Origin of the sequence: Leyella stercorea (assembly GCF_021531355.1) — a bacterium.
Taxonomy (GTDB): Bacteria; Bacteroidota; Bacteroidia; order Bacteroidales; family Bacteroidaceae; genus Prevotella.
The window spans coordinates 25452-40893 of sequence record NZ_JADYTS010000022.1 but is presented as its reverse complement, the minus strand read 5'-3'; the positions used below and the strand labels follow the sequence as shown (position 1 = coordinate 40893).

The window sequence follows — 15442 nt, the reverse complement described above, 5'->3', positions numbered from 1 at the left end:
CTGCTTCATGCCCACCACTTCATCCCGAAGCTGGGCAACGACCATTGGAAGGTCGTTGAAAGTTAATTCCTTACTCATTCTGATACTTTGTTAATAACTGGTACAAAGGAACAGAATGATGCTTCCGTTACTGAGGTTCGTGACAGTCATTTGTCATTCACGAAGGAATAACTCTAACAATGGGGATTATTCGGAAGTTTTCTCCGTCACATCATGGAAATCGTATCCACCATTGTCTGGCTCATCAATCGGAATGACATCATTGGAGCATGGTGCTTTCAGGTTCTTCAATGTGCTGTAGTCCAAGCCTTCAAACGGATTTGGAAACAGTGCCTTGACAAAGGCTATTCGCATTGCCATTGTGTAATCACGTTTACCCAAACGTTCTGCGATATTCCACACGAAGTGCCTTAAAGGGATATTCTCAACATTCTCCTTGAAACGGTTTATTGCTGTTGGGGTATAGTTGGTGTCGTTACTCCATTCATTGACTGCCTCTATCACCTTATTCAAATCTTCCTCATACAGAAACCTTGACATTGTACGATGCACATAGTCAAGTACGGCTCTCGTTCGCTTTTCCTTTTCCTCCTGCGCTTCTTTTTCTTGTACCTCTACACACTTGGCATAGTCTTCATGGCTGTATTTTACTGGCTCTGTTTGTGGTAAGGTATGCATTGGCTGTTCTGTTACCGGCTCTGCTTCTACCACGTTTTTCTTTGTCTTGCCGTTGCTACCAATAGTCATCAATTCATAGGGACAATTCACCATGGAAATGAATATCGCCCAAAGCAGGATGTTGCTTCCAACAAAGATGATTGACTCGACAAACAGATTTTGGTGAAAGTCATTGCCTACATACATCGCCACGACAAGAGAGATGGCGAGAATTGCTGTACCAACAAAAGCGTAGATGGTACAATCTGAAATTGTCTTGTTTTCTGTCATTATCGTATTGTTTTATTGTTATTCGTTCAAAAACTTCCACAAAGTTAGACGCAGAAGCATGTAAAAACCGCATTTACGTTCTCTGGCACTCTTACTTTTACGCTTTATTAGCGTTCTAATATGATATCAGACTCTGAATCATACTTTAAACTGCTCGTTAATGTCAGTTATAGCTGATTGCTTGTCGCAAAGATAATAGGGAAGAAACGAGAAACTTACTGTTGTTTTTCAATATCAACAGATATAAGGGTGCGTTTGGTGGATTGGTTCTATCTGTAACAGCAAATAGAACCAATAAAAACGGAAAAGGACTGCTGGAACACTTCATTCCAACAGTCCTACACGAATAAGGTTGTGTGAGAGTTATTTCTTCAATGTGATGCAGCCCATCGAAGCACGCTTCTGAGCATCGGAAATCTTGGCATAGACCTCTGTTGTCGTAACATTTTTATGACCGAGGTAACGTTGCACCACCATAATGCTTGTTCCTGCGTCGAGCTGGAGACAGGCGAAGCTGTGCCTGCTGCAGTGGAAAGTTATATGCTTGGTTATCTCTGCATCTTTCAGCCAGTTCTTCAATGGAGCCTGCGTCATGGAGTCTTTGAAATCAGGGAACACCTTGCCTCGTTTATCTGGTGAATAGCCTATCAGTTCCAAGGCTTCCTCACTGATTGGGTTATGCACGATGTCTTTTGTCTTCTGCATTCGTGTGGTGACATACATCACTCCATCGCTGCCGTATGGCTGTATCTCCTCCCAAGTGAGTTTCTTTATGTCGCTCTTTCGCAATGCCGTTAGGCAAGAGAACAGGAAGGCTCGCTTCAAGGCAGGAGCAGAGCATGGTGTGGATGCCAAGCGGATAACCTCGTCTTGTGAAAGATGCTCTCTGTCTGTCGGAATGGTCTCGATGCGTTCCAGAAACCCATTCGGGTTCTCCTTTATCTTTCGGTCACGAAAAGCTGTATGTAACAAGGCACGGAACGTTGACCAGTAGTTGGCTGCCGAATTGATATGTAGCTTTCTGTTCTTATGCAGTCCCTGTGGTGCTGTCAGCAGATACTCACGAAATCTGTTGCACAAGTCCACGTTTATCTCCCCGAAGGTACACTTGCCTTGCGTGAAGGTACGAAAGTGCATATAGACGTGTTGCCACTTGGAGTTTTTCTTGTCTGCCAGTCTCTTAAAGTAGGCAAGGAAATCGCCTTTCATCTTCTCCTTATCGAAGAAATCGTAACGCTCGTTGACAATAGACTCAAAACGACGGCAGCGTATCGCTTCTGCCCTTTCAGCAAGGTTCTGGTTATACTTTAGTTCTGTCTGGTTCTTTGGCTTGGCATAAATGTAGATGCCAAGCGACTCATGGCGGATGACTTTCATCGTGCTCTCGTCACGATAGCCTGGATAATAGTCAAGATAATAGGACAGCATGCTTCCGTCCTTGATTTTGCGTGTACGTAATGATACGGTCTTGCAAATGTTGCTCATAACTGATATGTATTATTGATGATTATTCGTGGTGAAGTGTCTCTTCACGGCTGCAAAGGAATAAAATGATACTTCCGTGACTCCAATTATTTGCAGTCATTGATGGATAATGCTGAAATCATTTGCTTTTCACAGTCCTTTAGCAGCTCTTTCTGCCATTGCACGCTCCACATCTGTCTTCAAAAGTAGGTTCTTTACACCCACTTTTACCTTGCTGATATGGTGTACTTTCACTATATGGCAGATATTGGTACTTGTCAGACCATATAACTGCTGCACTTGTTCTGTGGTATAATAGCTGTCATCGCTCATGAGGTCAGTCCTGCGCAATTCTTCAATATGCTCCTTGGAGTAATAAGTATGACCATACTCACGTTTGGTCGGTATCTTGTGACGATAGGCGTATGCCCGAAGTGCCGATTTGCTCATGCAGAAAGCATCCTCTACATCATCAGCAGTCACCCATTCCGTGATACTGTTGAGGTCAACGGCAGTACCGAAGAACTCATCAATATGCCGTTTGCTGTAATAGTTCTTGCCAGCAATACGACACATCGGTATCTGGTTGCGTTTGGCAGAGGTGTAGAGCCAAGACTTCTTGACTTTATAAAGGGACATCACTTCCTCACCAGAATAATAGTCAAGCACCTCATTCTCTTCTTTCCCTTTTTTCGATTCCTGCTTTTGTGTTGGCTTTTCTGTTTTTGCCTTTTTACGGGGTTTGCTCTTGCTGGCAGGAATCACACGCTTGTAGGGATTACCCTCAAACATCTTCTCTATATCAGCCTTTCTTACGAATGCCATTCGACTGCTCAGTCTTGATGCCTTCAACTTGCCGTTAGCAACAAGTTTGTAGATATACTGTCGGGTGCATCCCATCAGTATGGCTGCTTTGGAGAAGGTAAGATACTCCTGATGTTGCAGATCCATGATAGGCTCAATGCCGTTAATCAAGTCCTGCTGTCTTTTCTTCCTAAGACGTTGTGCCTCTGCCTGACATTCTTCGGAACAGTATTTCTGCATACCACTCCTTGGCACAAATGTCTTGCCACAAAATTCACATTTTCTTGTCGGTCTCATACTCTTTGATATTGCTTTGTTCAAATTCATTTGAGTATTCCACTGATGGAGTAAACGGAAGTAAACCATTGACAACCTTTGTCAACCCAGTCCACGATATTACGCTTTTTGCCTATCGCTTCAAATCTGTCCTCCATCGTAACCACTCGTAAATCATTGTAAACTACGTTCACGATATGACAAAATAAAAGCTCCGCAAATTCTCCACGGTAGAAATATGCTGCAAAAATATGTGGAAAATCGGGAACTGCCAAAAAGCACTCAGAAAGTGTTAAAAATCAAAGAGTGTTGAAAATCAAGACTTTATGGTTAGTTAATCATAGTAAGTTATGGTTAGTTATAAGGCTCTAAATACAGCAACAGTAGGCGAGGCTGGGGTTTTAATCGTACCTTTATGGAATTGAAATCTATGTCGTGTGCCATCTGCGGTATGCTCTCTTCGTTTTAATCGTACCTTTATGGAATTGAAATGATGTTTCTGCGTCTTCATCCGCTTTGTCAACTGGTGTTTTAATCGTACCTTTATGGAATTGAAATTCCCGAACGTCTTCAATTAACTGATTAGTCTGTAAGTTTTAATCGTACCTTTATGGAATTGAAATTTGAAAGATTAGAACTTTGATTAGAAAGAGTAGAAGTTTTAATCGTACCTTTATGGAATTGAAATGAGTGAGTTCGATTTTCTTTGTTTTCATAATCGTTTGTTTTAATCGTACCTTTATGGAATTGAAATTTACTCTGACCGTCTCCTACCCTACCTCGTCAAGGGTTTTAATCGTACCTTTATGGAATTGAAATTTTCTGTATGACGGTATTAGCTTATCGTCCTTTGCAGTTTTAATCGTACCTTTATGGAATTGAAATTGGAATTAAAGCGGTTAATAATCTTCTGTTGCTCGTTTTAATCGTACCTTTATGGAATTGAAATATATTGTTCTGTCAAAAGTTTTACGGTTGTTCTTGTTTTAATCGTACCTTTATGGAATTGAAATGAGGTATCGGCAGGAGTTTCCATTGAAAGATTAGGTTTTAATCGTACCTTTATGGAATTGAAATTCTGAGCGTACTGCGCATCTATAGAAGACTGAGGAGTTTTAATCGTACCTTTATGGAATTGAAATGAGGAAAGGAATCATTAAATGATTCAACATCAACAGAGTTTTAATCGTACCTTTATGGAATTGAAATAGTCTTGCGACATAATTCAACAAACTCAGACCAAGTTTTAATCGTACCTTTATGGAATTGAAATGAGAGAACCATCCGAACGAAGATAGTGACACAAATAAGTTTTAATCGTACCTTTATGGAATTGAAATTGTGAAACCTCTGATAATGTTGAAAATCAACCCTCGTTTTAATCGTACCTTTATGGAATTGAAATGTAGATAACGTTTCAGTTCCAGCTGATGATAATTTCAGTTTTAATCGTACCTTTATGGAATTGAAATATCAGTTAATCGAAAGTGTTCGTGATGGAAAACCTGTGTTTTAATCGTACCTTTATGGAATTGAAATCGCGGTCGGGCGAAATATGCTGTGCTCCTTTCGTTGTTTTAATCGTACCTTTATGGAATTGAAATTCTCGAACACCTTCAACTAACTGATTAGTCTGTAAGTTTTAATCGTACCTTTATGGAATTGAAATACGTCACCGTTTACAGTGTCAGATGTACTAAAGACAGTTTTAATCGTACCTTTATGGAATTGAAATACAGCAAGTTCCGTCTACATCACCCATATTGCTAGTCGCCAATCTATGTGGGTGCGTGGATTGAAACTACCGTCACCTCGTTTTCGGGCGTGTGGGTAGGGCGTCGCACCCTACGTGGGTGCGTGGATTGAAATTCGCTGACACCATCGAACTTTGTGGCGGCGGGATTTCGTAGGGTCGGGGGCTTTATATCGTAACTCACGAGTGTTAATAATATTCAATACAATGCTGGTTCGTGTGAATAAATGTAAGTCTATGGTGAATATTCGTGCAAAAAAATGTAGATATGAAGAGAAATATTTTTGTGAAGATGCTCCTCAATATCATGTAGCCGTAGCAGGTTTGTTACTTGGCATTTCGCTTTATCGTGACACATCGTTCCCTGTAGGTAAGGTTGATATGATAAAGATGTATCCGATGACTTTCGACGAGTTTCAAGAAGTGCCACGCATCAATATGGTGTGGGACTCTATACCCGTGCAACTTGCCAAGGAGAACAAGAAATTCATCTTTGGTGCATTGAAGAAAGGGGCAAGAGTTTCTGAGTTTTAAATTGCCATACAGTGGCTCTTGGATGCTGGACTCATATATCAGATCAATCGAATTACGACACCTTCAGTTCCATTGAAATTCTATGAAGAGATGTCCGTATTCAAACTGTTTGTACTTGACATTGGATTGATGGGGGCTATGGCTGATGCTCCGGCAGAAAGCGTCATTGTGGCTGACACTCTGTTTAAAGAATATAAAGGTGCTTTTACTGAGTTGTTTGTCCTGACGCAATTGATAACTGAGGACTTGCCTATATATTATTTTAGCAGCAATGATTCGAGGGTTGAAATCGACTTGATAGTGCAAAAGGGGGCTACGGTTGTTCCTATTGAGGTTAAGGCAGAAGAGAATGTGCATGCCAAATCATTGCGGACATTTATAGGCAAACATCCAGAACTTAAAGGCTTGCGTCTTTCAATGATGCCATACCAAGACCAGGAATGGATGGAAAACAGACCCTTGTATGCTGTTGGCAATTGGGTATAGATTGGAGTTTTTAATACCGAATGTTGAGTTTTGAATTGTCGCCGTTGGCGATTTTGAGTTATTATATCTTGTGGAACGCCAGGCGTTCGTCGCCGTTGGCTACGTGTATGATTCCGCAGTAGTGGAAGCCGTGCTTTTCGAGCAGGTGTCGCATGATGGTGTTGTCGCAGAAGGTGTCGATGCGTATGTTGCTGCAGATGCCGAAGCTGTAGTTGAGTACGGCGGCGAAGGTGCCGTGATTTTCGGGCAGACTCGTAACGCGGTGTACTACATAATAGGGTTCGTCGTTGAGCCATGCGCCGTTGTAGATTTTAGAGTAGGTAGGGTCGGGGCCTGGTTTCAGGGCGAACGATCCTACCGCTTTGCCTTCAGACATGAGGATGTAGCAGGTGTGGGATGTGATGTCGTCCATGATGATGTCTTTGCCGGGATAGCCGTCTTTCCATTGTCCGGTGTTGCCGCTGTTGTGCATTATCTGGATTGCCGACTTCACGAGCTGCATGATGGTGGGGAGGTCGGCTTCGGTGGCGGGGCGTACTGTGAATTGTGGTTTTGTTGTCATATTGCTTGTGTGATTATTGATGAAGGATTGTTTTTCTGTCATTTCAGTTTGATTATGTCTTTCCATCGTGTCGTGGGGCAGGGGCTCTTGTGCTCGTGCCTTATGGCATCGGCAAACTTGCGGCCCTGAGGGTATTGCTGCGACGAGAGTAGCACGGTCTCGGTGCCGTCTACCTTGTTGATTTTGTCGACAGCGGCGTCGAGCTGAGTCATGCGGTTGTGGTGCAGGGCGTCGAAGGTGAAGAGGTCGGGCTGTATGGCTGTGTCTGGCACCACGCCTATGAGCAATACTCCGGCTCGCTTGTAGTAGATGTCGGGGCGATAGATGCGGCGCAGGCAGGCGGTGGCTGCCTTGACGATGTCGATGGTGGACGACGACGGGGTGGCGAGGTTTTGCTCGGTCATGTTGGAGTATTGCTGCAGTTCGGGCCGGAAATGGTTGGAGTCGACAAACACGCCCACGATGCTGGCTGCCGACTGCTGCTTGCGCAGCTTCTCGGCGCAGCGTGCTGCAAAGTTGGCTATGTGGGTGCGCAGGGTCTCGAAGTCGTGCACCATGCCGTCGAAGCTGCGGCTCGTGCAGATGCTCTTCTTGCGTGCGGGGATGTCGTCGGGTTTGCAGTCGGTGCCGTTGAGTTCAGCCCACGTGCGCTCAACGACTATGGTACGGAATGTGGAGTTTATCCATGTGGCTGAATGGCTGGCGAAGTCGTGGGCGGTGTTGATGCCCATGCTGTTGAGGCGTGCGGCGTAGCGTCTGCCGATGCCCCACACTTCGTCGATGGGGTAGAGGCGCGATGCCTTGATGCGGCGCTCGTCGGTGTCGATGATGCAGCAGTGGTTGTAGCCGGGGTGCTTCTTGGCGAAGTGTGACGCCATCTTGGCGAGGGTCTTTGTGGGGGCTATGCCTATGCTGAGGGGCATTCCTACCGACTGCAGCACTCGGTCGTGGAGCTGTGTGCCCCACTGCTTGAGCTGAGTGGGCGTGAAACCGTCGAGTATGGCGAACGCTTCGTCGATGGAGTAGCGGAAGCACATGGGCGACATGTCGCGTATGATGGCCATGACGCGTGCTGTCAGTTCGCCATACAGTTCGTAGTTGGACGAGAATGCTTCTATCCTGGCTTGGGGCAGCTGCTGGCGCAACTGATAGTAGGGTGTGCCAGCTTTGATGCCGAGCTGCTTGGCCTCCTTGCTGCGCGCCACTACGCAGCCGTCGTTATTGGACAGTACGACGACGGGCTTGCCTTCCAGGTCGGGCCGGAAGACACGCTCGCAACTGACGTAGCAGTTGTCGCAATCGCAGATGGCATACCATTTCATGTTTTCTTGTATTTATATGTTGTTATTGTCAGCGTCTCCATTGCTTGATGGTCCACACCACTACGCCCCACACGCGGAAGTTGTCGTCGGCATCGATGCGTATGGGTGAGTAGGCGGGGTTGGCGGGCAGCAGCTCGACGTAGCCCTCTGCCATGTGGCTGAGGTTGAGGCGCTTGATGGTGAATTCGCCATTGACGAAGGCTACTATCACGTCACCGTCGAGCGGCTGGAGCGAGCGGTCGATGACGGCAATGTCGCCGTCGCAGATGCCTGCCTCAATCATGGAGTCGCCCGACACGCGACCGTAGAATGTGGCTTCGGGATTCTTGATCATGTCGCGGTTGAAGTCGAGACTGTCGTGCAGATAGTCGTCGGCAGGACTGGGGAATCCGGCTTTTATGGTAGGGGCGAGTGCCAATGACAGCTGGCTGGCGAAGTCGCCCTTGAGTAGTTCTATCTTTTCCATGTAATGCAAAATTACATTATAATTGCTGTATAGAGGTGCTGTGGGTTGTTAAAAAAACTAACGGCGTTGGATTGCCGTAGTTTGAAATATAATGTTTATCTTTGCAGCATTACTGAAAATCGTAACTAAAAACAGAATTGCAAAGAAATGAAAACTCCACTTTATATTCTTTTAGCTTCAGCCCTGATGCTCACGGGCTGTACTAACAATAAGAAGGCTGACAACAGCGTACAGATGTCTACTGCTGCACAGAACACTGATGCCACTGCTGCATCTGCCGACGGCACCGTGACTTATCTCTCTACAGCCGACTTCCGCCTGAAGATTATGGACTATGAGACGCATCAGACGGAATGGGTGTTTGAGGGCAAGCGCCCTGCCGTAATAGACTTCTACACCACATGGTGCGGACCGTGCAAGATGATGGCGCCTATTGTAGAGGAGATGGCCAAGGCGTATGCCGGCAAGGTGGACTTCTACAAGGTGGACATCGACAAGGAGCAGGAACTGGCTCAGACGTTTGGCATTCAGAGCATACCCACTTTCCTATTCATCCCCGCCAAGGGCAAACCCACAATACAGATGGGGGCTATGCCTAAGGAGACTTTTGAGAATATGGTGAACGAAATCAGTAAATGACACATACAATCAGAAGCTGATGCACATACGGGCGCAAAGCACAAAGAAGTCGCCATTGTCATTGTTGATGTACTGGAACGAAGGCTGCAAGGCTATTGTCTTGTTGATCTGTCGTCGCCATGTCAGTTCGACAGAACGTTCTGTGCCCTGATTGAAACGGGCGTATTGTGCTGACAGTCCACATTCATTGCTGCTGTCGGTATATGCGCATCCCAACTCGGCGTATCTGTAGCAGCCATTATCACGACTAGTATTCTCAGAATACTGTGCCATGCACGCTACGCTTCGGTCGGCTGCTGCCCATACTGTCTGTTCGCCATAAACCCACCATGCGCATGAGGTGTGGCGACATGCCTCATCGGCAGAGGCCATCTTGCCCTCTTCATCAATCGGAAACTGACGGTTGTGTACAGCCACTCCAGCAAAATAATTGGAGCCTCCGCGCGAATATTCCAGTTGCGAAATATTAAAGATACCATCTTTCTTGGGGCGCACTATGAAGGGATTGTCACAGCGCTTCCATCCGTTGTAGCCTACACCATTGTAAAGGCTGTTGCGGAATGTCCAGGCACCCTTTGTAACGTCAAAATAAACGGTAAGTCCCGACACGGGATAGTTGGCTATCGGATAGCTTGCGGCAATGGTTGGGAAGATACCTTCCGAGCCATTCAAGAAAAGCGACGTGACATCGGATGTGAAGAAGTCTTCATTGACATTGCGCACTCCTAAAAACACATGTCCCGACTTCCACTCGTGCATAAAACCTAATACAGCTATGGATGCAAACATATTGTCGGCTTCGATATTGGAGAATCCTTGCCAATCATCAGCAATGGTGTCGTCGGTTTTTGCGACATGCAGGGTTGCCGCCTCAAAAGAATCCTTACCATTGCCAAATGGGATGTTCAGGTCCAAACGGAGTTGGTTGACCCAGTTGGTTTTCTTCTTCATATCCCACTGCCATTCTGTAGTGTATTCGCCACTAATATTCTGCGCTCTCGCCAAGCTTGCATTTATACAGCCTAATAAAAAGACAAATAATACACGATTCATAATCGTACTCACAATGTTATAGTTATAGTACTCTTTTGGAATTGCAAAAGTACGACTTTTTTCATGACATAAAAATACCTAATAATAGGTAAATTATCCGCAATATTAGATTAGTATTAGAAAACCATTAGACTTATATTTGCATTTTTAATCGCTCAAAACTGCGAGTTGAACGCACGAAGAAATCTTTTGCTCAAAATTCTCGAGTTTTGCGCGCGCAAGCGTATATCACTTACACACAACAAATTACGCAAATACCGACAGAAGTGTGCAATTATCGCATAATCTAAAGTTGTCCTTTTCGTTGCTAAACGAATACATTTGTACATAAAATAAGCCTCCGTTACATTACAAAAGGAATCCCGAAAGCATCCCGAAGGAATCCCGAAGGAATCCCGAAGGACTACTTTTGTAATGCAACGGAGGCTTATTTGATAAAAACATGATGTATTACGCCGTAACAAGCAATAAAAACGGCTCTCGAAATCTCTAGAATCGTTTTTTTATTTGTAACACATTTTTACTGCCTGTACGATATTTGCATACTACAACACCTACATTTCAGCTATGCTTTGCCAGCCAATGGCGAAGGCTGAACGTATGTGCGTGCGGCAAGTTCCTTGTCGAGCATATAGAGTCCGTAGCCGTTGCCCTGAATCATTCTGAGATTGTCGATGATGTTTTGTGCGTTTTCTTCTTCCTCCACCTGCTCGTCGATAAACCATTTGAGCATACTTTGTGTTGCATAGTCGTTCTCTGCAGTAGAAAGAGCAAAGAGATTGTTGATGAGCGATGTCACTTTTTGCTCGTGAGCGAGCGTGGCTTCAAACACCGCAAGCGGCGACTCCCATGTAGTAGGCACCGCCTCGATAGGCTTTAGTTCTACTCGACCGCCACGCTGTATGATGTAATTGAACATAATCTTGGCATGGTCTTGTTCCTCCTTAAACTGTACTTCAAACCAGTTGCCCATTCCAGGATTACCATTGGCGTGAGCATAAGCAGCCATAGAGAGATAAAGATAAGCCGACCATAATTCGGCGTTAATCTGGGCATTGAGAGCCTCTTCGATTTTTTTGTTCAGCATAATAATTTTGTTTTAAAGGTTTACTATTGCAAAGTTATACATTATTTCTATTAAAATAGACAAAAATGGTATTTTTAGGCGCTATAAGTGCTGTAAAGTCATAAAAAAATAGTAATTTTACACTTTGAAAGCGATGCTGCAAATCGCTTAGAAGCGAAATAAACGGCAAAATCGGTGATTTTGCGCTTTTAGAGGCTTGTAGAAAGCAGTATGTGGCAAGCGTCAGAAAGAAACTTAAACAATATAATATAAAATGGACGAAAATCAGACAATTGATCAGGACAGGATTCTGAAGATTAACATTGAAGAGGAGATGAAATCCTCGTACATCGACTATAGTATGTCGGTGATTGTCGCTCGTGCCCTGCCTGATGTTCGTGACGGATTCAAGCCCGTACATCGCCGCATTCTTTACGGAATGCTGGGCATCGGAAACACAAGTTCTAACCCTTACAAGAAATGTGCCCGCGTCGTAGGTGAGGTGCTGGGTAAGTATCACCCGCACGGCGACTCTTCGGTTTACGGTGCACTGGTGCGTATGGGTCAGGACTGGAATATGCGATACATGCTTGTAGACGGTCAGGGTAACTTCGGCTCGGTGGACGGCGACTCGCCGGCTGCCATGCGTTATACGGAGTGCCGACTCTCGAAGATGGGCGAGCACATCATGGACGACCTTGAGAAGGACACCGTAGACATGACGCCTAACTTTGACGACACCCTTCTGGAGCCGTCAGTAATGCCTACAAAGATTCCTAACCTACTGGTGAACGGCGGTAACGGTATTGCTGTGGGTATGGCTACGAACATTCCGACACACAACCTCGGCGAGGTGATTGACGGCTGCTGCGCATATATCGACAATCCGGACATTGACGTTGACGGACTGATGGAGTATATCAAGGCTCCGGACTTCCCTACGGGTGCTTATATCTACGGTCTGACTGGTGTGAAGCAGGCTTACGAGACTGGACGCGGACGCATCATGATGCGCGCCAAGTCGGAAATCGAAAGCGGCGACTCGCACGACAAAATTGTCATCACTGAGATTCCTTACGGCGTAAACAAGGCCGACCTCGTGGCTGGCATTGCCGACCTCGTGAAGGAGGGTAAGATTACCGGCATATCGAACGTTAACGACGAGTCGGGCCGCCAGGGTATGCGTATCGTAGTAGACGTGAAGCGCGACGCCAATGCCAATGTAATCCTCAACAAGCTGTATAAGATGACTGCAATGCAGTCGTCGTTCTCGGTGAACTGCATCGCTCTGGTGAAGGGACGCCCACGTCTGTTGACGCTGAAGGAGTGTGTGAAGTACTTCGTAGAGCATCGTCACGATGTGACTATACGCCGCACCAAGTTTGACCTGAAGAAGGCGCAGGAGCGTGCCCACATTCTCGAAGGACTCATCATCGCTTGCGACAACATCGACGAGGTGGTGCACATCATACGCGCTTCGAAGACTCCGAGCGACGCTCAGCGCAACTTGGAGAAGCGATTCGACCTGGACGAAATACAGTCGAAGGCTATCGTAGACATGCGACTCTCGCAGTTGACTGGATTGCGTATGGATCAGCTGCATGCTGAGTTTGAGGAACTGGAGCGTCAGATTGCTTATCTGCAGTCGATACTCGACGACCCCGAATTGTGCAAGAAGGTGATGAAGGACGAGCTGAACGAGGTGAAGGAGAAGTATGGCGACGAGCGTCGTACTGAAATCAAGCCTTTCGAACATGAGTTCAACGCTGAGGACTTCTATCCTAACGACCCGGTGGTTATCACTGTGAGCCACATGGGATACATCAAGCGCACTCCGCTGAGCGAGTTCCGCGAGCAGGCTCGTGGTGGTGTAGGCTCGAAGGGTGCACGTACACGCGAGCAGGACTTCACCGAATATATATATCCTGCCACAATGCACCAGACCATGCTGTTCTTCACACGCAAGGGTCGCTGCTACTGGCTCAAGTGCTACGAGATACCTGAGGGTGACAAGAACTTCAAGGGTCGCGCCATTCAGAACATGCTCAACATCGAGCCGGACGACTCGGTAAATGCAATGCTGCGTCTGCGCGGACTGAACGACGAGGAGTTTGTAAATTCGCACTACGTTGTGTTTGCCACCAAGAACGGTACCATCAAGAAGACTTGTCTGGAGGCTTACTCACGTCCACGTACCAATGGTGTGAACGCCATTAACATCGTAGAGGGTGACGAGGTGGTAGACGTTCGTCTGACCAACGGCAAGAACGAGATTATCCTTGCCAACCGCAACGGTCGTGCCGTACGCTTCGACGAGAATACAGTACGCGCTATGGGACGTGTTTCGACTGGTGTACGCGGTATGCAGCTCGACGGCGACGACGACCAGGTAGTGGGCATGATTATCGTAAACGATGCCGAGACTGAGACCGTAATGGTGGTATCGGAGAATGGTTACGGCAAGCGTTCGCAGGTGGAAGACTATCGCAAGACCAACCGTGGCGGTAAGGGTGTGAAGACATTCTCTATTACGGAGAAGACCGGCCGACTGGTAGCAATCAAGAACGTGACCGACGACAACGACCTCATGATCATCAACAAGAGTGGCATTGCCATTCGTCTGGCTGTGAGCGACTGTCGTGTAATGGGACGTGCTACGCAGGGCGTTCGCCTTATCAACCTCTCGAAAAAGAACGATGTGATTGCAAGTGTGTGCAAGGTGATGAGCTCGGAACTTGAGGCAAAACTTGCCGACGACCAAGCATCGACAGAATCGGAGGCTACAGAGACTGCTGAGGCAAAGCCGGAAAATGAAAAATAAAACATATTAAATATATTTGAATATGAGAAAATTGTTTATGTTGGCAGTGATGGTAGCAGCTACCTCATCTGCATTTGCACAGGACGTGAAGAGCGTCCTCAAGTCGAAAGACTATGCTGAGGCAAAGTCTCAGCTCGGAGCTTGCCTCTCTTCATTGAACAATGAGGACAAGGCTAAGGCTTACAACAAGCTCGTAGAGCTCTCGCTCCAGAAGGTGAACAAGGAAATGGCCGTAATGAGCGAGAATCAGGTGATGGAACAGATGGGCCAGAAGGATGGCAAGCTGAAGCCTGTTGACAAGGAAGGCTTGTATGCTTCACTCACAAATGCTCTCAACGACGCTATGGAGTGCGATAAGTACGATCGTCAGCCTAACGCTAAGGGCAAAGTGGCTCCTAAGTTCCACAAGAAGAACCAGACTGCTCTGTGGCCTCTGCGTCTGAACCTCATCAATGCCGGTCAGGACTGCTTGCAGAAGGAGGACAACAAGGGTGCTTTCAACTTCTATGCTACTTATGTAAACAGTGGTACTTCAGCCTTGTTCGACGATTTCGACAAGACCAAGTCGCCGGATACTTATCTCGGTGAGGTGGCTCGTGTAGCTGGTGTTATCGCTTATCAGGCCAAGAACATGGACGATGCAAACAAGTACATCGACATCGCTCTGCAAGATACTGCTTCGTATAAAGACGCATTGGGACTGAAGCTGGCTATGATGCAGCAGTCGATGAAGACTAAGGAGGACTCACTGAAGTGTCTGAAGAGTTTCGAGGACCTTTATGCAAAGGACAAGAGCGAGACCATCTTCACAAACCTTGCTACTCTGTATGGCAACCTTAACATGAAGGACAAGCAGATGAAGGTTATCGAGGATCGCCTCGCAAGCGATCCTAACTGCTTCACAGCTTGGGCTGTGAAGGGTCAGGCTGAGATGAACGAGAGCAAGTGGGATGAGGCTCTTGCCGACTTCAAGAAGGCTAACTCAATCAAGGAGAATGCACTCGTTCTGACATGGATGGGATTCTGCAACAATAACAAGGCTGCTAACTTGCAGGACGTTAACGAGCAGAAGAAAATTCTGACCGAGACTCAGGGCTATCTGGAGAAGGCTCGCGATCTTGACCCCAACCAGCAGGAAGCTAACTGGAAGTATCTGCTTTATAATACATATTATGTTCTTTATGGTGCAGATGACAGCCGTACAAAGGCCTTGGATCCTAACAAGTAAATTGTAACAGCTTCAACAAA

At 46.3% G+C, this 15442-nt stretch carries 13 protein-coding genes and 1 CRISPR repeat array; of the genes, 5 read left to right on the top strand and 8 right to left on the bottom strand.

From position 1 onward, the window contains the following. Window positions 1–186: 186 nt before the first annotated feature. The 3 genes from I6E38_RS06775 to I6E38_RS06765 form a co-directional block, all read right to left on the bottom strand. Window positions 187–948, bottom strand: a complete 762-nt coding sequence (locus tag I6E38_RS06775; protein ID WP_235393237.1) for a hypothetical protein — start codon at window positions 946–948, stop codon at window positions 187–189. Window positions 949–1311: 363 nt separating this feature from the next. After that, window positions 1312–2433 carry a site-specific integrase gene (locus I6E38_RS06770; RefSeq protein WP_235393236.1) on the bottom strand — a complete coding sequence of 374 codons (1122 nt, stop codon included), beginning with the start codon at window positions 2431–2433 and terminating at the stop codon, window positions 1312–1314. A gap of 129 nt (window positions 2434–2562) precedes the next feature. Beyond that, window positions 2563–3513 (bottom strand): helix-turn-helix domain-containing protein, encoded by a 951-nt coding sequence (locus tag I6E38_RS06765; RefSeq protein WP_235393235.1) that lies wholly within the window; start codon window positions 3511–3513, stop codon window positions 2563–2565. A 377-nt stretch (window positions 3514–3890) separates the two neighbouring features. Next, window positions 3891–5227: a CRISPR direct-repeat array (repeat unit 30 nt; unit sequence GTTTTAATCGTACCTTTATGGAATTGAAAT). Window positions 5228–5482: 255 nt separating this feature from the next. On the opposite strand from I6E38_RS06765, the gene I6E38_RS06760 reads away from it, so the two are divergent. Together I6E38_RS06760 and I6E38_RS06755 are read left to right on the top strand one after the other, a co-directional pair. Continuing rightward, window positions 5483–5779 carry a hypothetical protein gene (locus I6E38_RS06760; RefSeq protein WP_235393234.1) on the top strand — a complete coding sequence of 99 codons (297 nt, stop codon included), beginning with the start codon at window positions 5483–5485 and terminating at the stop codon, window positions 5777–5779. Between the two features lie 18 nt (window positions 5780–5797). Beyond that, a complete protein-coding gene (locus I6E38_RS06755) occupies window positions 5798–6265 on the top strand; it encodes a DUF4143 domain-containing protein (RefSeq protein ID WP_262912343.1) in 468 nt (155 codons plus the stop codon). A 61-nt stretch (window positions 6266–6326) separates the two neighbouring features. Here the strand turns inward: I6E38_RS06755 and I6E38_RS06750 are convergent, their stop codons facing one another. The 3 genes from I6E38_RS06750 to I6E38_RS06740 are packed head-to-tail and all read right to left on the bottom strand — an operon-like array spanning window position 6327 to window position 8615. Continuing rightward, window positions 6327–6827, bottom strand: a complete 501-nt coding sequence (locus I6E38_RS06750; RefSeq protein WP_235393232.1) for a GNAT family N-acetyltransferase — start codon at window positions 6825–6827, stop codon at window positions 6327–6329. 38 nt (window positions 6828–6865) lie between these two features. After that, window positions 6866–8149, bottom strand: a complete 1284-nt coding sequence (locus I6E38_RS06745; RefSeq protein ID WP_235393231.1) for a Y-family DNA polymerase — start codon at window positions 8147–8149, stop codon at window positions 6866–6868. Between the two features lie 28 nt (window positions 8150–8177). Continuing rightward, on the bottom strand, window positions 8178–8615 hold the full coding sequence (locus I6E38_RS06740; protein WP_235393230.1) for a LexA family protein: 438 nt from the start codon (window positions 8613–8615) through the stop codon (window positions 8178–8180). A 147-nt stretch (window positions 8616–8762) separates the two neighbouring features. Between I6E38_RS06740 and trxA the strand changes: the two genes are divergently transcribed. Beyond that, window positions 8763–9254, top strand: a complete 492-nt coding sequence (trxA, locus tag I6E38_RS06735; RefSeq protein ID WP_235393229.1) for a thioredoxin — start codon at window positions 8763–8765, stop codon at window positions 9252–9254. 9 nt (window positions 9255–9263) lie between these two features. On the opposite strand, the gene I6E38_RS06730 is transcribed toward trxA, so the two are convergent. Next, on the bottom strand, window positions 9264–10307 hold the full coding sequence (locus I6E38_RS06730; RefSeq protein ID WP_235393228.1) for a carbohydrate porin: 1044 nt from the start codon (window positions 10305–10307) through the stop codon (window positions 9264–9266). A 565-nt stretch (window positions 10308–10872) separates the two neighbouring features. Next, the gene (locus I6E38_RS06725; RefSeq protein WP_235393227.1) at window positions 10873–11394 is read right to left on the bottom strand and encodes a ferritin; all 522 of its coding nucleotides are present in this window, start codon (window positions 11392–11394) and stop codon (window positions 10873–10875) included. Between the two features lie 253 nt (window positions 11395–11647). On the opposite strand from I6E38_RS06725, the gene gyrA reads away from it, so the two are divergent. After that, the gene (gene gyrA, locus I6E38_RS06720; RefSeq protein ID WP_235393226.1) at window positions 11648–14194 is read left to right on the top strand and encodes a DNA gyrase subunit A; all 2547 of its coding nucleotides are present in this window, start codon (window positions 11648–11650) and stop codon (window positions 14192–14194) included. Between the two features lie 22 nt (window positions 14195–14216). Further along, on the top strand, window positions 14217–15422 hold the full coding sequence (locus tag I6E38_RS06715; RefSeq protein WP_235393225.1) for a tetratricopeptide repeat protein: 1206 nt from the start codon (window positions 14217–14219) through the stop codon (window positions 15420–15422). Window positions 15423–15442 lie beyond the last annotated feature (20 nt).